This is a genomic window from Methylobacterium sp. UNC300MFChir4.1, assembly GCF_900110155.1.
Taxonomy (GTDB): Bacteria; Pseudomonadota; Alphaproteobacteria; order Rhizobiales; family Beijerinckiaceae; genus Methylobacterium.
The window spans coordinates 1-18,048 of the sequence record NZ_FOCS01000040.1 but is presented as its reverse complement, the minus strand read 5'-3'; the positions used below and the strand labels follow the sequence as shown (position 1 = coordinate 18,048).

The window sequence follows — 18,048 nt, the reverse complement described above, 5'->3', positions numbered from 1 at the left end:
CAAAGCAGACAAAGCGGCCGATGTTCAAACCGGCGTAAGTTAACGGGGTGCAGCCTAAGCCAATTCAGCATGGTAGCGTGCGCCACGCGATGTGCCGCCGCTAGGCTAGGAGGGCGGGCCGCTTCCAGCGCATCTGTCGAGGCCTCAACCCATGCTGCGTCGAAGCTTTTTTTTGAGGGCCGCCGCCGCGGCAGGCGCCGCCTCGTTCCTCCCTGCCAGACCCGCGCTCGCGCAAAATGCCCGCCAGCGGACCCTGCGCTTCGTGCCACAGGCGGATGTCACGATCCTCGACCCCCTCACGACGAGTGCCTACGTCACGCGCAACCACGCGTTGCTGGTGTTTGACCAGCTTTTCGCAATCGACGGCGATCTCAGGCCCCAGCCGCAGATGGTCGAGGGCCACACGGTGGAGGATGACGGGAAGCGCTGGACCTTCCGCCTGCGGGAGGGTCTCAAGTTCCACGACGGCGAGCCGGTGCGCGGGCGCGACTGCGTCGCCTCGATCCGGCGGTGGGCCCCTCGCGACAACCTGGGCCAATTGCTGTTGGCACGCACCGACGCGATGGAAGCCCTCGACGATCGCAGCTTCACCATCCGCCTCAACCGGCCCTACGGTCTGATGCTGGCGACCTTGTCGAAGCTCGGCCCCCCGGCGCTCCTGATCCTGCCCGAGCGGCTGGCTGTCCTCGATCCCAAGCAGCAGCTTCCCGAGGTCGTCGGTTCGGGCCCGTTCCGGTTCAACGCCCGCGAGCGCATCATCGGCGCCCGCGTCGTCTATGACCGCAACCCGGACTACGTGCCACGTGCAAACGGGGAGGTCTCTGGAGTGGCCGGGCCGAAGCGGGTGCATTTCGACCGGGTCGAGTGGACGACCATGCCCGATCCCAGCACGGCCGCAGCCGCGCTCAAGAACGGCGAGGTCGACTGGTGGGAGAACCCAATCAACGACCTGCTGCCGACACTGAGAGCCGACCGCGGGATCGTCACGCCGTTATCGGGTCGGCTGGGGACGATGGGCACCGGGGTGATGAACCACCTCCACCCACCCTTTGACAACCCTGCGGTTCGCCGTGTGCTGCTGGAGGCACTCTCGCAAGAGGACTTCATGACCGCGATCAACGGCACGGATCCGAACCTGATCCGGACCGGCGTCGGTCTGTTCGCCCCCGACACGGCGATGGCGTCCGATGTGGGTCTTGAGGCGTTGACGCGTCCGCGCGATTTGGAGCGGTCGAAGAGGGATCTGATCGCAGCCGGTTACAAGGGCGAGCGTGTCGTCCTGTTAGCGGCGGGCGACCTACCGCGGCTGGCCGCGATGGGCGATGTGATGAATGACCTGCTCAAGCGCATCGGCATGAACGTGCAGCACGCCGTCTCGGATTGGGGGAGCATGGTCACCCGCCGGGCCAACAAGGCACCTCCGGACCAGGGCGGCTGGAACATCTTCTGCACCGACTGGTCCGGCTTCGACATGCTGAACCCGGCGGTGGAGCAGGTGCTGCGCTGCGGCGGCGTGCAGACGGGCTTCTTTGGCTGGCCCGATCTTCCGCAAATCGAGGCGATGCGTGGGGCCTGGATCGAGGCGCCGGACGAGGACGGTCGCAGGAAGATCGCCCACGCCATCCAAGCGCTGGCGATGCAGGAGGTGCCTTACCTACCCCTTGGGCAGTATCTCAGCCGAACTGCCTATCGGGACGATCTACAGGACGTGGTCAAGCACCTATCTGTGTTCTGGAACGTGCGGCGAGCCTCCTAAAGCCTTATCGAGTTTGACGAAGCCACGGTTCTCGCCGGATAGATGATTGGTGTTCGTGCTTGTCAGAAGCGTTGGCGATACGGCTAAGGGCGTCCGCTTTCTTACGTTTGCGGCTCGAAAGCAGAAGGTCGCGTTTCTACCCTGAGCAAACGGTATCAGGCCGGCGCAGATGGACGGGAGGACAGGGCACGGATCTGCAGTCTCCTTCGACTCCTCGACGCGGCCGAATAGCGGCGCCTCCTCAACACGACAAAGGGGCCATTGCGAGCGCAGTGTCCGTCGTAGCGGGCACCTCGGATGAGGCGTTTGGTACGAGGGACCAGATCTACTGAACCGACTTGCTCGGGTCGTCGGCGGGGTTGATGTAGTTCAGCCCGAAGGGCCCAGAGCCATTCACCTGAAGCTCTACCGGCTGCTCGCTGGTCCAGAGCGAATGCGGCATGTCCTTGGGCAGGAACACGAACCCGCCCGCGCGCAGCTCCTTGCCTTTCGCCTTGTCGATGGTCGTGCCGTGCTCGTGATAGATCGAGCCCGAGAGGATCGTCAGCGTCTCGGCTTCGGAATGAGTATGGGGCGCGATCACCGTGTGGGTGGGAAATTTCACCCTTAGGACAAAGGGGCCAGGCTTGCTCGGATCGCCCGAGACCATGCTGATCTGCGTGCCCTTCGGTAGGTTCGGCGGTCCCGGTTGGTAGGTCGCGCTCGCGGCATCCGGCAGCGCAACCGCGCCGTGCGTCCCATGGTCCTGCGCGAGGCCCGCGCCCGTGCTGGCGATCAAGGCCGCGAAACCGGTGGCGATGGTCCGAAGGCGTTTGGTCATGGATCGTCCCCCGCCCGTTGGCGACAGGCTCGAGGACCAGTTAGCGCACAATCGAGTCTCGGCCACCCTGGCGGTGTCGAGGGCCATCGTCTCGCTCCCCGCAATGCGCGCAAGGGACGCGTCGGCTGGATCGTTGATCAAGCCTCGGGTAAAATACTTCCCGTAAGACTGCCATACAGTTGTTAGTGATCGTATGTTGTGCGGCCGTTGCTTGCGAATATGCCGTAAAGTACAGATAATTTCGGTAAAAGGCGCCATCCGAAGGCGCAAGCCACGTAGCTGGTCCCGCCTCCGTCGTGCCGAGGCCGAAGCCGCTCCTGAAACCGTCGAGGCTTTCAGCGTCCCTCAGGTTGATGGGACTGCTGTCGGTCCATTCGGGACGCTGAAGGAGTCGGCCTCAGGCCGGAATGCTCTCCGGCGATGCGGTGTTCTCGGCGGTGACGCCGTTCTCCCGGTGGCGGAAATCGCTCAGCGCCCGGTAGACCTGAAGCCGCGCCCGCATCACCGAACCGAGCGGCCGGTGCGCCGTGAGGCTGTGCGCGGGGCGGAAGGTCATCACTTCGTCGAAGTAGCGAACCCGCTTAGGGGAGTAGGCATCCTGCTGGGGCAGGCGGAGCGTCGCCACCGTGCGGTACGAGCTGATCGCGACCGGCCAGTCGACCGAGGCATCCTCGATGGGCTGGCGCTCGGCATCCGCCCAAAGCTGCGCCTTTAACTCGTAGACCACCTCGTTGTCGCGGAAGAAGGCCGCGGCCGCGTGACGGAAACCGTCCTCGTCCCCGTGTGGATCAAGGCGCCATTCGGCGAGGGTACGTTGGGCGGGCGAAGCCGGGACCGCCCCGATCTTGGCGACGTAGTCGCCGAACCGCATCGGGGCCTGACTGAAGTAGCTGTCGGCGAGCGGGTGGCTGTAGGGATGGCCGAGGAAATCGGCCATGGCGCTCTCTGTGCCGAACGCGTGCAGAACCCGATTGAGGTTGCGCGCCGTGGCCGCGACGACGCTCTTCACGCCCTCTGGCAGGCCCGTCGATTTCCCGATGACCGTGCCGTCGCGCAGGAAGCCCGCCGCCGTGCCCGACGGGAAGGTCGTACCGGTGGCCAGCACGAAGTCCTGGGTGTCGACGTCGTGCCCAGGCAGCTTCTCGCCCGGCACCCCGAAGACCTTGATCGACATGCCGCGGTGCGTGGACACCCGGTCACCGAGGGTCTCGCCTGGGCCCTGCGCGAAGCGCACGGCCACCTTGTACGTTCCAGGCTTGGCGAACAGGCCCTGCGCGAGTTCCGGGGGCAGGTTCTCCGGAACGACCAGATCCCCGACGACGCAGGCGGAGCTCTTGGCGTGGCTCGCGCGTACCGCGTGGTGCTCGCGCTTCTCCACCACCTGCGACTGCTGCGTCATCCCCTGGATGATGCCGTCGATGGACTTCTGCTCGTCCGGAGCGGGCGTCTCGACGTCGGGGGCGTAGCGAAGGAATGTCATTGGCGTATCCTCGACGTGTCGTCCGCCTGCAGGATGGTTTGACGAAGGCTGGGATCGGGACGCGGGGTCCGAAGGCCGCCGGATCGCGGCCGTGCCTGGGCGGAGAGAAAGACCGCACTGCCGACAAGCCGCGCCGGCCTCCTGCCGTTCCACACCTCGTTCATGGGCGATTGAATGTCGCACAACCCGGAACGTGGCCGGGGGAGCGGGTGTTCTGTCCTGGCCGCCAGCGGGAGACAGACCTTGCGATCACCGGTGCGATACGCGCCTGACGTCGAGGCGGTGACGCCGGACGAAGGGCAGACCATCAAGCAGCTCAACCAGACCTTCGATAAGATCCTGAACAGGGTCGCGGCGGATTCCGGGCACGCCATGCGCTCCGTTCACGCCAAGTCCCACGGCATCCTCGAAGGGGTGCTCACCATCGATGCCGGCCTGTCCCCGGAACTGGCCCAGGGCCTGTTCGCCGAGCCAGGCCAGCACAAGGTCTATATGCGGTTGTCGACCAACGCCGGCGACATCCTCCCCGATGCGGTCTCCCTGCCCAGAGGCCTCGCCCTCAAGGTGCTGGACGTCGAGGGCGAGCGCCTGCCGGATGCGGAGGGGACGACCCAGAACTTCATCATGGTCAACGGCAAGGTGTTCCAAGCGCCGAACGCCGAGAAGTTCCTGGGCAGCCTCAAGCTGCTGGCCGGCACCACGGACCGCGCCGAGGGGCTGAAGGTCGCCGCCTCCACGGTCCTACGCGGGGTCAACAAGGCTCTGCATGCGGTGGGCATCGACAGCCCCACCATCGGTTCCCTAGGGGGCGCGCCCAATGTCGATCCGCTCGGCGAGACCTACTACAGCCTGACCCCGTTCCGGTACGGCGACTACATCGCCAAGTTCTCGCTGGCCCCCGTCGCGCCGGCTTTGACCGCCCTCACCGGCACTGAGATCGATGCCTCCGGCCGCCCGAACGCCATTCGCGAGACGGTGCAGTCTGAAATGATCGGTATTACCGGTGAATGGGAGTTCCGGGTCCAACTCTGCCGCGACCTCGAACGCCAGCCGGTCGAGGACCCGACGATGGAGTGGAAGGAGGACGAGACACCGTTCCAGCGGGTTGGGGTCGTCCGGGTTCAGCTGCAGGACAGTTGGGACCCCGCCCGGGTGCAGGCGGTGGACGAGGAGATGCGCTTCAGCGTCTGGACCGGCCTTGCAGCTCACCGCCCCCTCGGTAACATCAACCGCGCCCGCAACGCCCCCTACAGGCATTCGGCCGGGTTCCGCGAGCGGTTCAACCGCTGCCCGATCCACGAGCCGGGTGCGGCGCGCTGAAGCGATATCCTGAAGTTCCAACTGCCGTAGGTATCGTGGGTCGAGTTCGACGGCGATGTCTGCTTGACCGCTCATCCGCTCGAAACCAGACAGGCAGAAACCCACCCTGAGCGGTCCTTCTGCACGCGACCCAACCCAGCCGTCCGGAAAGTAGGCGGTGCTTCCCGAAAGCGGTCACTCCTCGGCCGACTGGCAACTTCGGCTCGGAAAGGGAAGGCAGTCGCTCGCCCCAAACAAGCCGAGCGGCATAGCCCCTCTTCAATGGGTTCTGAGCCTTTGCTCGGTCAGAGGCCTATTTGCGACAAAAAGCACAACTCACGGCAATTCAACTTTGATTTTAATCTGGCAGCCGACAATCAACCCAAGATATGGCCAATCTCTGCAGAAATCCGGAAATTCGCTTATAAGGTTAAATTAGTATAAAGGCACACTTACTAGATGATTTTGCCTTATCACGCATCGCTCTTGATTGACACTATACTGTGGTCCAAATTGACGAAGGAGCAGATTGGTCATACTTAATCTATAATTTACTATTGTGAGCAATCTTCATGTCTGGAAACAATATACATTCTCGGTCGATGCTTTCTAAGCAAAGCGTTATTCGACGTACATCGCTACAATAAATCATAATCCGCTTCGGGGGAAGTCATGTTCGGTATTGGGGGCGCAGGTAGGGATATTTCATTCACATTCGACGCCCTCGACCGGTCTCAGGCGGTCATCGAGTTCGAGCCGGACGGCACCATCATCACGGCCAACGCCAATTTCCTGACGATGATGGGCTACGCCCTGCCCGACATCCGGGGCCAGCGCCACGCCCTGTTCGTGGAGGCGGCGCACCGGGACAGCCCGGCGTATCACGCCTTCTGGGACGCCCTGCGGCGGGGCACCTGTCAGGTGGCCGAGTTCAAGCGGATCGCCCGGGGCGGCCGGTACGTCTGGGTCCAGGCGAGCTACAACCCGGTGCTCGACCGCTCGGGCCGCGTCGTGAAGGTGGTCAAGTTCGCGTCGGACGTCACGGCGCAGAAGCTGCTGATGCTCGACTATGCCGGTCAGATCGCGGCGCTGCACCGGTCGCAGGCCGTGATCGCCTTCGATCCGACCGGCACGATCCTGGAGGCCAACGGCAACTTCCTCGAGACGATGGGCTATCGCCTGGAGGAGATCCGGGGCCAGCACCACGGCCTGTTCGTGGACCCGGCCGAGCGGGCCAGCGCCGGCTACCGCGAACTCTGGGAGCGTCTGGGCCGGGGCGAGTTCGTCGGCGGCGAGTTCCGCCGCATCGCCAAGGGCGGCCGCGACGTCTGGATCCAGGCGACCTACAACCCGATCCTCGACGCCAGCGGCTGCGTCCTCAAGGTGGTCAAGTTCGCCGCCGACATCACCGCGCAGGTCCAGGAGCGCCACCGGCGCGTCGCGGCGCAGCGGGCGATCGGCGTCGACCTCGACGCGATCGGCACCGCCGTCGAGGGCGCCAGCCGCCGGACCGCGGTGGCCGTCGAACTCGCCGGGCGGGTGTCCGGCGATATCCAGAGCGTGGCCTCGGGCGCCGAGGAGCTGTCGGCCTCGGTGGGCGAGATCAGCCAGCAGGTCAGCCACGCGGCGCGGATGGCCGGCGAGGCCGTCGAGCAGGCCCGGCACACCAGCACCATCGTCGAGGGCCTGAGCGGGCAGGCGGCGCAGATCGGCGACGTCGTGACCATGATCCAGGGCATCGCGGCCCAGACCAATCTGCTCGCGCTCAACGCCACGATCGAGGCGGCCCGGGCGAGCCTCGCCGGCAAGGGCTTCGCGGTCGTGGCGTCGGAGGTGAAGGCGCTGGCCGAGCAGACCGCCAAGGCCACGGATCAGATCCGCGACCAGATCACCACGACGCAGGCCACCACACGCGAGGCGGTGTCGGCGATCGGGTCGATCCAGGGCACGATCCGGGCGCTCGACGAGATCTCAGCGGCGATCGCGGCCGCCGTGGAGGAGCAGTCGGCGGTGACCCAGGAGATCTCCGGCAGCATGCACACGGCCGCCCGCGGCGTCGGGACCATTGCGGGCGGCATGGCGGCGATTGCGCGGGCCAACGAGCAGGTCGACGCGGCCACCCGCCAGGTTCGGGAAGCCGCGCGCGGCGTCGGCTGACACATACGATCCAGACCTTCGCTTCGCCCGACGATCTCGCAAGAGCGCCACCGATCATCGGAGCGAATGGCGACCGCATCCCGTCTGCCGCGGTCAGGCCGTCGAGCCGGTGTGGGCAAGCCGGCGCGACGGTCAAACGCCCCCGCTCACCTTTAGGCTATAAACGCCATGACTGACGTCTGCCTCCTTCCGATCCGGCCTTCCAGCTTGAGCCAGTTTGAGCGCCTGAGTGCCGATCTGGCAGCCGACACGCGCGCGGGGAGCATCTCGGCTCGCGGGTGCCGCACATCCATGCAGGCAGTGAGAGGCTCCTGGAGCTGAGCTGTGCGTTCCAGGGTGCCCTCGACGGGCTGGATCGATCGCTGACCGAGGTCGGCCTGTTGGATCCGGCAACGTGTGAAGCGCTGCGGTGCCTCGTCGGTGCGGTCGAGAGGCTCGCCGGTACGGCACAGCGGTTTCCGGCCAACGCCTGACAATCCCAGCGTTTGCGAGGGGGAAGCACATGGGCGCAGTGTTGTTGATCTCCGACGATCTGTCCCGGTCCGGGCGCCTCGCCCGCGACCTCGGTTCGACACGACACTGCTCGATCCACGACCTCTACGCCGAAGTGGAACCCGCAGTTGTGCCCGACCTGATCATAGGCGACGTGGCACAGCTCACCTCGGACGCGATCGTGCGCTTCAAACGGCTTCTGAAGCCGGTACGCGCAGCGGGCGCGCCGTTCCTGTTCCTGATTCACGGCAACGCCGCTCGTGCCGAGGCACAGGCGCGGCTGCTCGGTGCCGACGATACTCTCTCAGCCACATCGGCGATCGAGCTGATGCGAGAGACGATCGAGCAGCTTCAGGATCAGGGTGGCTCTGCTATCGCGACGGAGCTGGCGGCCGCAGCACGGCTCTTCTTCGCTCAGACCTTCTTCTCCGGCCGGGCGGTCACGCCGGAGCTAGCGAGCACCGGCGCCGAACTGGTCATGCGCGCGGTACAGCAATGCGGCATCCGCGATTGGATCAGCGCCGTACGGCGCTTCGACGAGGCAACGCAGCAGCACTGCCTGATCGTCGCCGGCCTCTCTGCCGCGTTCGCGATCGAGTTGGGGCTCCATGATTTTGACAGCTCCAGGCTGACAAAGGCGGCTCTGGTGCACGATGTCGGGAAGACGAAGATTCCCCTGTCGATCCTCAACAAGCCGGGTCGACTGACCGAGCCGGAGATGACGGTGATGCGCATGCACGCGGCCATCGGCTACGAGATGTTGGTGGACAGCGGCTTCTCGCAGGAGGTGTTGCAGGTCGTGCGATCGCATCACGAGATGCTCGACGGCTCAGGCTACCCGGACGGCCTGAGGGCGCCGGAGATCCCCGACCTGGTGCGGCTGGTGACGATCTGCGACATCTACGGTGCGCTCATCGAGCGGCGCCCGTACCGGCCGGCGATGACGGGTCGAGAGGCTTACAGCATCGTGCAATCGATGACCGGCCGGTTAGACGCCTATCTCGTCAACGCGTTCCGGCCGGTGATAATTGCCTTCGATCCGGACGGCGCCTAGCACGGCGGCTTCGGTATTGACCTTCTCAGCGGGGGCCGCGCCGTTCCCGCCCATTTAGGCCTTTGCGGTCTCGATGATGACCGCACGGCTCACCAGACGTGCTTCGGAAGACCTGTTCTCGACAGCGCCGCGTGCGGCTGCGGCCGGCTCAGGAGGTAGCCCTGGACCTGCCCGACGCCCTCGGCCCGGGCGAGTTCCAGCTGCTGCGCCGTCTCGATGCCCTCGACCACCGTGGTGATGCCCAGGCTGACGCCCAGGCCGGCCACGGCCCGGATGATGGCGCGCGCGTCGGGGCTTGTCTCGGCCTCGCTCATGAACGAGCGGTCGATCTTGATCTTGTCGATCGGGAACCGGCGCAGGTAGCTCAGAGACGAGTAGCCAGTGCCGAAATCGTCCATGGCGATCCGGATGCCGGCGCCGTTGAGCGCGGCGAGATTGTCCCGGGTCGCCTCGCTCTCCTCCAGCAGCGCGGTCTCGGTGATCTCGATCTCCAACCGCGCGGGGGCCAGGCCGGTCTCCGCCAACACCGCAAGCACCTCCGCGCCGAAACCCTTCTGACGCATCTGGACGCTGGAGACGTTGACGGCGACATCGACGGTCTCGGGCCACGCCAAGGCATCCAGGCAGGCCCGCTTCAGGATCCAGCGGCCGAGGGGCAGGATGAGGCCGGATTCCTCCGCCAGGGGAATGAAGGACAGCGGTGGGAGCAGGCCGCGTGTGGGATGGCACCAGCGCACCAGCGCCTCGACGCAGGCGACGTGTCCGTCTCGGGCATCGACGAGGGTCTGGTAGTGCAACTCGAACTGCTCCGCCGTCAGCGCGGCCTGGAGGTCGGCTTCGATCTGCCGACGCGCCTCGAAGGCCTCCGACATGCTGGCTTCGAAGACGCTGACGATGCCGCGCCCCTCGGTCTTCGAATGGCGCAGGGCGAGGTCGGCATCGTGCAGCAGCGGGTCCATGTCCAGGTCCTGGACCGCGCGGATCGCGAGGCCGATGCTGGCGCCGGTATGGACGCGGCCGCACGCGAGATCGAACGGCTCCGACAGGACGTTGACGAGGCGCTGGGCGGTCGATGTCGCAGCGGCACCGACACTCACGCGCTGCACGAGCGCGAACTCGTCGCCGCCGAGGCGGGCCACGACGTCGCCCCGCCGCGTGTTCCTCCGCAGCCGCGCGGCGACCTCCTGCAGGAGCTCGTCGCCGGCCGCGTGCCCGTAGGTGTCGTTGACGAATTTGAAGCGGTCGAGGTCGATGTAGAACATCGCTAGCAGCGGCTGTTCGTCGTCCCGCGCCTCGACCAGGTCGCGGTAGCCCTGGCGCATCGACCGGATGTTGGCAAGGTCGGTCAGGGCGTCGTGGTGGGCCAAGTAGGCGATGCGCTCCGCGCTCCGCCGCTGCTCGGTGATATCCTCGAAGGTCGAGACCCAGCCGCCGCCGTTCATGACGCGATAGTTGATCGCCAGCGTGCGTCCGTTGGTGAGTTCGCGCGTGATCGGCGCGGGCTCGATCGATTGCAGCGCGTCCCGGGTGCTGCGCTCGATCTCCTCGAGACTGAGTCCCGGCGAGTAGAGGCCCCGCGCAACCAAAGAGGCACAGATATCGTGCTGGGTCATGCCCGTGAGGATCATGTCCTGTGGGATGCCGAAGATGTCGCGATAGCGCTTGTTCGACACGACGAGGCGGCCCTGCGCATCGAACATGCACAGGCCCTGGATCATGTTCTGCAAAGCGGCTTCGAACAGACGACTCTGTTCAGTCGCGACCATGCTTGGGAAGGCGATGCTGGCATTATTGCCGAGCTCCGTATGCGAAGCTACGGCCTTGTCCCGAACAGAAATCGACGTGTTTGCATGTCGTAGGAGCGCCTCATCTCCCGGACTATCAACAGCCTCGACAAGCCTCAGATCGGGATGGGACACAGGGGCTTCCTTAGCTATGGATTGCCTTTCCTACAGCAATATCGCACCTTTTCCAAATTAACAGATAAGATCGCGCAATTATATCACTAGGCAAATCCGGCCGGTATTCGAACGCAGATAAGATCTTGCAATATTATTTTCGCAATTACGCCTGCTCGAAATCATGAGAACTACAAGGATTGTTTTATATTCGAGAGGTGCCCTTGCGTAAGTGGCCGCGGAGGATGGCGAAGGAACCTCGGCCCTTGAGCCGGAAGCGGTCGATCCGCAATCGACCCACGACAGACATTCAGGTCGCCGTCCGTGCAACCCAAAAGCGGCCACTTCTTGATGGTGTAGGGCGCAGCTTGATGGCGTGGCTCGCCCAAGAACAAAGACGAAGCCGCCGTCAGCGTCAGGCTACTGTGCGGGCTGTCCCGCGCGCACGCCCTGGCTTTCATCATATCGGACCCGGGCGCGTTGGATGCTGCCCTGGTTGGTGTTCGCCCAAGTCACGAGAGCCATAACCGGAGTGAACAGGGTCCGCCCCATATCCGTTAATTCATAATCCACACGCGGCGGAATAGTCGCGAATAGTGTCCGCTTGACCAAGCCGTTGCGTTCCAGTCCGCGCAAGGTGATCGTCAGCATTCGTTGCGAGATCCCGTCGATCCGACGCCGCAGCTCATTGAACCGAACCGGTCCATCCTTGAGCGTGGCGATGACATACAGGCTCCATTTGTCGGCGACGAGATCAAGGATTTCGCGAACCACCCGGCAATCGTCACCTTCGCCGGGGGTAGGAAAATCGATGTCACCAAGTGTCATAGGAATGCCTTCTTGCGAGGGTCGGAGCAGGCACTTTAATAGGGTCGGTAACAATAAATTACCGTCCTGGTCGTGTCGGAGCAACGATGGCCTCCATACTCCTTGTCACGTCGAGCCCCCGTGGCGCCGATAGCCTCTCCACCCGCTTCGCGACCCAGATCGCCGAAGGCTTGATGGTTCGCACAGGCGGCACCCTCTCGATCCGCGATCTCGCGGCCGCCCCGCTGCCGCATATCGGACAGGCCTACATCCAAGGCCGTGTCGCGCCCCCCGAGGAGCGCACGCCCGAGCAGGCCGAGGCGGTCCGCCTTGCCCAGGAGCTTGTCGATGAGGTGAAGGCCGCCGACTTGATCGTCCTGGGCTCTGGCATGATCAATTTCGGCCCGCCGTCGCAGCTCAAGGCCTGGTTCGATCACATCACTTGGCCGGGCGTGACCTTCGGTTACGGCGAAGGCGGCAGGCCGCGAGGCTTCCTGACCGGCAAGAAGGTCTATCTCGTTGCCGCCGCAGGCGGCGTCTTCTCCGAAGGCGAATGGGCCCCCTTCGATTTCCAGACCGGATATCTGCACCACCTGCTGGGCTTCATCGGACTGACCGACGTCGAACTCGTCCGGGTGGAAGGCACCGTCTTCGGGCCGGAGGCGGCCCGGGCCGCCATCGACGTCACCGCAGGCCGGGTCCGCTCGGTCCTGGAAACGCTGCATGCGTGATCTGAGTGGTCCCCAGTCCCGTCGGCCCGATCAGGGTGATGCCATGACGCTGCCAATCGACTTTTACACCGAGGTCACTTGTCCCTGGTGCATCATCGGACACCATCGTCTCGACAAGGTCCTGGCGGAGCGCTTCCCCGAGCTCGACGTGGACATCCGTCAGCATCCGGTCCTCCTGCTTCCCGATGCGCCCGCGGAGGGTCTGCACATTCCCGACCTTCTCCGCTCGCGCTATGGCGTGACCGACCCGAAGGTGTCGTTCGCCCGGCCCGAGGCGGAGGCGCAGGCGTCCGGCCTAGACCTAGACCTGAGCCGCCAAGCCTGGACCTACAGGACGCAGGCGGCGCACGGGCTGATCCTCGCGGCGCGGGAACGCGGTACGCAGCACCGGCTCGCAGTCGCGATTACCGGTGCCCATTTTCTCGAAGCCAAGAACATCTCGGACGCCGATATCCTCGCCGATATCGCCGTGGCCTACGGGTTCGAGCGTCAGGAAGCCCGCGCGCTGGCGCTCGATCCCGCGCAGCACCGACGCGTCGAGCAGGAGGCGGCCCGGTCGGCAGCCGCCGGGGTCAGGTCGGTCCCTCACTTTGTCTTCGGAGGCCGCTGCGCCGTTAGCGGGGGACGCAGTGAGGAGGAGATTGCCTTGGCCATCCAACAGGCCACGGGTGGGGCTACGGCCAACCATTAGGGATCGTAAGCACGCTGATAGCCCGTGAGCAAATGGATCGAGCGTCGTTCGACTGAATGAGCAAGATCTGCGCCGGTCGACGGTCGGAAGCTGCAGAAGATACAAGGTCCGCTTCTGTCCGTTGCTGCTCGGAAGCGGACCGGCGGAAGCCTACCCCAAGCGGCTGTACCGCACCCGACCCAACCCAGACGCAGAACGGGCTCTGTGCTCTTCTCCGAAGCGGACGTGCAGGATGCACAGCAAGGGCAACTCAGCGCACCCACCCCGCCTTGATGGCTGAGGCGACTTCATCGACGAACAGGCGTGTCTTCGCAGGCACCAAGCGGCCCGGTGGCATCACGGCGTAGACGCCGCCGTCCTCGCGTCCGCCCCAACCCGGCAGCACCGCGACCAGACTGCCATCGCGCAGGGCCGGTCCAGCCAGCCAGTCGGCCGTGAAGGTGATGCCGGCGCCCTCGACCGCCGCGGCCAGCAAAACCTCCGAGTGGTCCGCGACGAGCGTGCAGTCGGGGCGCACCGTCTGTCGCCGGCCGCCCTTCGTCAGCGGCCAGTCGGGCCAGGCGGCGTAGCCGGTGAAGCCCAGGCAGGCATGGCCGGCGAGGTCGGCGGGCGTAGCCGGGTTGCCCCGCTCGGCCAGGTAGCCCGGCGAGGCCACCAGCAGGTTCCGGTAGGTCGCGATCTTGCGAGTGGTCAGGCTGCTGTCGCGCGGCTTGCCCGCCGCGACTCGGATCGAGACGTCGATGCCTTCGGCGACGAGGTCGACGAAGCGGTCGGTGAACCGCAGGTCCAGCCGGATCAGCGGGTGACGTGCGAGGAAGCCGGGCAGCAGTGGCGAGACCCACTGGCGTCCGAAGGTCAGCGGCAGGGAGACCCGTACGAGTCCCTGCGGGCTGGCAGCATGGTCGCTGGCCTCCCGGCTCGCGCTCGCCAGCTCCTCAAGCAGCGCCTGGACGCGCCTACAGTAGGTCGCGCCGACCTCCGTGAGCGCCACGCGCCGCGTGGTGCGCGACAGCAGGCGGACCCCGAGGCGTTGCTCGACTTGGCTTACGCGCCGCGACAGCACTGAGGCGTCCCGGCCGAGCGCCTCCGCGGCCTTGGCGAAGCTGCCCGCCTCAGCCACCGCCACGAAGGCAGCCAGCTCGTCCAAGCTGATTTGATCCGGCAATTCCTGCATGACCTGCACGAGTGAAATGCGAGGACGCCGGATTAATCCGGCTAGGTGCAAGGCGTACATCGGGTGCATCGAAACGTCGAGGAGACACAAACGATGAGCACCTTCCTCAGCATCGGTTCCGGCCCAGGCATGGGTCTCGCGACCGCGGAGCGCTTCGCCCGCGAGGGCTTCCAGGTCGTCCTGAGCGCCCGCAACGAGGGCAAGGTCAGGGACCTCGCCGAGCAGCTCAAGGCCAAGGGCCACAAGGTTGACGTCCGCACCGTGGATGCCGCTGACCCCGCCAGTGTCGCGAAGCTCGTCGAGGGCGTCGAGCGCGACTTCGGCGGCATCGACGTGCTGCACTTCAACGCCGCCTCGATGCGCAACCAGACGCTGGCCGACCAGCCGCGCGACAGCTTCAACACCGACCTCGCCGTCAACATCGGCGGTGCCGCCGTCGCCGCCCAGGCCACGGCGCCGAAGATGCTCCAGCGCGGATCGGGCTCCGTCCTGTTCACGGGCGGCGGCTTCGGGCTGCAGCCGCATCCCGAGTACCTCTCGCTCAGCATCGGCAAGGCCGGCATCCGCGCCCTGGCGCAGGGCATCTTCGAGCCGTTCAAGGAGAAGGGCGTACACGTCGCCACCGTGACGGTCGCGGGCTTCGTCACCACCGCCGAAGACGCCAACGCGGTCGCCGAGCACTTCTGGCAGCTTCACAGCCAGCCGAAGGGCGCCTGGGAAGTCGAGGCCATGTACACCCCGAAGGGCTGAGCCATTTCAGGGTGACCGACGACACGCAAGCCGATCCACGGAAGGGGATACGCCGATGACGACGCAGACGCTGAGAGGCCAACGCTTCCTAATCGTCGGCGGGAGTTCCGGGATCGGCCTGGCCATCGCGGCGGCGGCCCTCGCGGCCGGCGCCGAGGTCACGGTCGCCTCCCGCTCCAGGGAAAAGCTGGACGCCGCCATCGGCACGCTCGGGACGGGCGCCAGCGCCGCCGTGCTGGACACCGGCGAGGCCGAGGGTATCGAGCACTTCTTCGCCGATCAGGCGCCCTGGGACCACATCGCGGTCTCGGCGGCCGAGACGGCGCGGGGCCCCGTCCGGCAGTTAGACCTCGATGCCGCGAAGGCGGCCGTGGAGAGCAAGTTCTGGGGAGCCTACCGGATCGCCCGGTTCATGCGGATCAGGGAGGGTGGCACGCTGACCTTCATCTCGGGCTTCATGAGCGAGCGGCCCCAGGCCGCCGCTCCGCTCCAGGGCGCGATCAACGCGGCGCTGGAGAGCCTCGCCCGCGGGCTGGCGCTCGAACTCGCGCCCACCCGGGTCAACACCGTCTCGCCCGGCCTGATCGAGACGCCGCTCTGGTCGCGCCTGCCGGAGAAGGACCGGGCGGCCATGTATGCCGGCGCGGCCGAGAGGCTGCCTGCGCGGCGTGTGGGCCAGTCCGAGGACATCGCCAACGCGGTGATGTTCCTCGCAACCACTCCGTTCGCGACGGGGTCGAACGTCCGTGTCGACGGCGGCGGCACCATCGCGTGATCGAATCCCCAGTCCTCGACGCCACCCAAACGTCAAACACAGTGTCGACGGGCGGACGCCAAGCGACCGATGGCAGCATAGCTTGGTTTCGCTGACGACCATGTCCTGTTATGGGGCGGCAAGCGCCCAGAGCCGACGCGCAGGAAACCACCCGCTGCAGTCATAACCCGCCGTCGGTCATGCGGCCGGGATGCGGACATCTGCGCGGTCGGCAGAGGGTCGGGAGCGGACTTGTCTCGAATATGAAACGCCGTCCATCCAATCAGCTAGGTGCCAAGATGGGCATGCCGTTCAGTCACGGTGTTGCTGCTTGAACGACGTCATCACGCCCGTTGGTAGAGAAGCCTTCCGCCTCAAGCGTTCTTGAGCGGTCCGCGCTCCCAGGTGAGATCCATCAGCCATAGGCACACGGGAACCTTGAGCTATGGGCCTATTGGCCCATTGAGGGGAAGGTGGCTAAGCTCGACATAGAGCCCGCTTTCGCACTGTGAGCCATCTCATGAATCGAGAAGAGGCAGACGGTGACGATTGGCGTTCGGTCAGCACGCGCGTTCCCGATGAGAAACAATCAGGATAGCGAAAGAGCGGGCTCGTGAGCTTGGCCATGGCCGCTCTGCGGCTCAGCCGTCTGAAATACCTCCCGCTGGATGGCGGGATATTCTCAAGAGGGTCTTCTGGGCGGTCCCTCGCGACCGTGTTCTGTCAACGGCTGGTGGCGTTGCCTTCTTCGCCCTTCTATCCACGTTCCCAGGCATTGCGACGATCGTATCACTCTACAGCTTGTTCGCAGATCCTGCTGTCATTGGCCAGCACTTGAGCGTGCTCATAGGGGTCCTACCCGACGGCGTTCTCGATCTGATTTCGGCTCAGCTTCAGCACGTTGCCCAACAGGGCACAGGGACCCTCAGCACGGCCTCACTGCTCAGCTTCCTCATCGCCTTTTGGAGCGCCAACTCAGGGGTTGTCGCCCTCTTCGACGCACTGAACGTCATCTATCGGGAGCGCGAGAAGCGAGCCTTAGTGCGTGTCTACGCGACCACCTTCCTGTTCACGACGACCGGAGCCATAGTCACAGTGGCCGCTATCGGCATCGTGGTGGGCGTTCCCATTCTGCTGAACGAGATCGGCTTTGGTGCACGAACGGATACAGTGATCCGGATCATGCGTTGGCCAGCTCTGATCTTCCTCGTTAGCCTCGGCCTTTCGCTTGTTTATCGATACGGCCCAAGCCGCCGTGAGGCAAAGTGGAGATGGGTCAGTTGGGGTAGTGCCGTTGCGGCGATTGGATGGGTAGGCGCCTCGGCCGCATTCTCTTGGTATGTCGTAACCTTCGATAGCTATAACCGTATTTATGGCTCTCTCGGAGCTGGCATTGGCTTTATGTCCTGGATCTGGATCTCGATAGTCATCGTCCTTCTTGGTGCTGAACTGAACTCCGAGATGGAACGGCAGACGGCGCGGGATAGCACCATTGGCCAACCGAGGCCGTTGGGATCTCGAAAGGCATTTGCCGCCGACACGGTCGGGCCACCCTAAGGGTTTGAACTCACCAGCTTGGGCATTCGAAAGGCGTCTTCCGACCCATACCAGCCGCTTGGGCCGCCGTCGGTGCGTCCCGGAAGCGGTCATTCGCATTCGTCCTCCCTTGCCATCGATACTGCCGAGGGCACACCCGCTAAGAACTGTCCGAGGGGTACGCCGTACGCCTAAGCGGTTTTCCGAAACGCCGCCTGCCTGCGGGATCGCAACCCCGTTCATGATGGTGCCGAGGCCTCTCGCGGAGAAAGTGTCTCAGAAAGCGCCTGTCAACTGTAAGCGTCGTTCTCAGGCCACGGCCCTGAGGGTCTGCGGGGCGTAGGCCCAGGGCAGCAGGTCGTCGATATTGCTCTGCGGATGTCCGGCGACGATGCGGGTGATGACGTCGGTCAGGTAGGCCTGCGGCTCGACCCCGTTCAGCTTGCAGGTCTCGACCAGCGAGGCGACGACAGCCCAATGCCCGGCCCCACCGTCCGAGCCGGCAAACAGCGCGTTCTTCCGCGTCAGGGCCAACGGCCGGATCGCCCGCTCGACGGTGTTGTTGTCGATCTCGACGCGGCCGTCGTCGAGGAAGAGAGACAAGCCGGCCCAGCGACTGAGCGCGTAGCGGATCGCCTCGGCGAGCTTG

At 65.2% G+C, this 18,048-nt stretch carries 14 protein-coding genes and 1 pseudogene; 9 read left to right on the top strand and 6 right to left on the bottom strand.

What is annotated here, in order from left to right; translation table 11 throughout:
- Positions 1–151 precede the first annotated feature (151 nt).
- The gene (locus BMY19_RS28510; RefSeq protein WP_100253714.1) at positions 152–1,756 is read left to right on the top strand and encodes an ABC transporter substrate-binding protein; all 1,605 of its coding nucleotides are present in this window, start codon (positions 152–154) and stop codon (positions 1,754–1,756) included.
- A gap of 325 nt (positions 1,757–2,081) precedes the next feature.
- Here BMY19_RS28510 and BMY19_RS28505 read toward each other — a convergent pair whose 3' ends face one another.
- Together BMY19_RS28505 and BMY19_RS28500 are read right to left on the bottom strand one after the other, a co-directional pair.
- Positions 2,082–2,663 carry a cupin domain-containing protein gene (locus tag BMY19_RS28505; RefSeq protein WP_244535051.1) on the bottom strand — a complete coding sequence of 194 codons (582 nt, stop codon included), beginning with the start codon at positions 2,661–2,663 and terminating at the stop codon, positions 2,082–2,084.
- A 310-nt stretch (positions 2,664–2,973) separates the two neighbouring features.
- Positions 2,974–4,056 (bottom strand): catalase family protein, encoded by a 1,083-nt coding sequence (locus tag BMY19_RS28500; RefSeq protein WP_100253712.1) that lies wholly within the window; start codon positions 4,054–4,056, stop codon positions 2,974–2,976.
- Positions 4,057–4,299: 243 nt separating this feature from the next.
- Between BMY19_RS28500 and BMY19_RS28495 the strand changes: the two genes are divergently transcribed.
- The 3 genes from BMY19_RS28495 to BMY19_RS28485 all read left to right on the top strand — a co-directional run bounded on the left by BMY19_RS28495 (position 4,300) and on the right by BMY19_RS28485 (position 9,058).
- Positions 4,300–5,376 (top strand): catalase family protein, encoded by a 1,077-nt coding sequence (locus BMY19_RS28495; protein ID WP_170863074.1) that lies wholly within the window; start codon positions 4,300–4,302, stop codon positions 5,374–5,376.
- A 651-nt stretch (positions 5,377–6,027) separates the two neighbouring features.
- Positions 6,028–7,512, top strand: coding sequence for a methyl-accepting chemotaxis protein (locus BMY19_RS28490; RefSeq protein ID WP_100253710.1), 1,485 nt, complete (start codon positions 6,028–6,030; stop codon positions 7,510–7,512).
- A 502-nt stretch (positions 7,513–8,014) separates the two neighbouring features.
- On the top strand, positions 8,015–9,058 hold the full coding sequence (locus BMY19_RS28485) for an HD-GYP domain-containing protein (RefSeq protein WP_170863073.1): 1,044 nt from the start codon (positions 8,015–8,017) through the stop codon (positions 9,056–9,058).
- Between the two features lie 89 nt (positions 9,059–9,147).
- Here BMY19_RS28485 and BMY19_RS28480 read toward each other — a convergent pair whose 3' ends face one another.
- Complete coding sequence (locus BMY19_RS28480) at positions 9,148–10,776, bottom strand: putative bifunctional diguanylate cyclase/phosphodiesterase (protein ID WP_244535055.1); 1,629 nt, start codon at positions 10,774–10,776, stop codon at positions 9,148–9,150.
- A gap of 600 nt (positions 10,777–11,376) precedes the next feature.
- Positions 11,377–11,784 (bottom strand): winged helix-turn-helix transcriptional regulator, encoded by a 408-nt coding sequence (locus BMY19_RS28475; protein WP_100253708.1) that lies wholly within the window; start codon positions 11,782–11,784, stop codon positions 11,377–11,379.
- 86 nt (positions 11,785–11,870) lie between these two features.
- Here BMY19_RS28475 and BMY19_RS28470 point away from each other — a divergent pair, with 86 nt between their 5' ends.
- Positions 11,871–12,494, top strand: coding sequence for an FMN-dependent NADH-azoreductase (locus BMY19_RS28470; RefSeq protein WP_100253707.1), 624 nt, complete (start codon positions 11,871–11,873; stop codon positions 12,492–12,494).
- Between the two features lie 43 nt (positions 12,495–12,537).
- The gene (locus BMY19_RS28465) at positions 12,538–13,185 is read left to right on the top strand and encodes a DsbA family oxidoreductase (RefSeq protein WP_100253706.1); all 648 of its coding nucleotides are present in this window, start codon (positions 12,538–12,540) and stop codon (positions 13,183–13,185) included.
- 250 nt (positions 13,186–13,435) lie between these two features.
- Here the strand turns inward: BMY19_RS28465 and BMY19_RS28460 are convergent, their stop codons facing one another.
- Entirely contained in the window at positions 13,436–14,419 is a 984-nt protein-coding gene (locus tag BMY19_RS28460) for a LysR family transcriptional regulator (RefSeq protein WP_170863072.1), read from the bottom strand.
- Positions 14,420–14,452: 33 nt separating this feature from the next.
- Here BMY19_RS28460 and BMY19_RS28455 point away from each other — a divergent pair, with 33 nt between their 5' ends.
- The 3 genes and pseudogenes from BMY19_RS28455 (at position 14,453) to BMY19_RS28445 (ending at position 17,420) form a co-directional block, all read left to right on the top strand.
- A complete protein-coding gene (locus BMY19_RS28455; protein WP_100253705.1) occupies positions 14,453–15,109 on the top strand; it encodes an SDR family NAD(P)-dependent oxidoreductase in 657 nt (218 codons plus the stop codon).
- A gap of 55 nt (positions 15,110–15,164) precedes the next feature.
- Positions 15,165–15,884 (top strand): SDR family oxidoreductase, encoded by a 720-nt coding sequence (locus BMY19_RS28450; RefSeq protein ID WP_100253704.1) that lies wholly within the window; start codon positions 15,165–15,167, stop codon positions 15,882–15,884.
- A gap of 499 nt (positions 15,885–16,383) precedes the next feature.
- Positions 16,384–17,420: pseudogene (locus tag BMY19_RS28445) on the top strand (YihY/virulence factor BrkB family protein).
- A 288-nt stretch (positions 17,421–17,708) separates the two neighbouring features.
- On the opposite strand, the gene BMY19_RS28440 reads toward BMY19_RS28445, so the two are convergent.
- Positions 17,709–18,048: IS66 family transposase (locus BMY19_RS28440; protein ID WP_139215728.1), on the bottom strand; the 340-nt coding region annotated here is incomplete at its 5' end.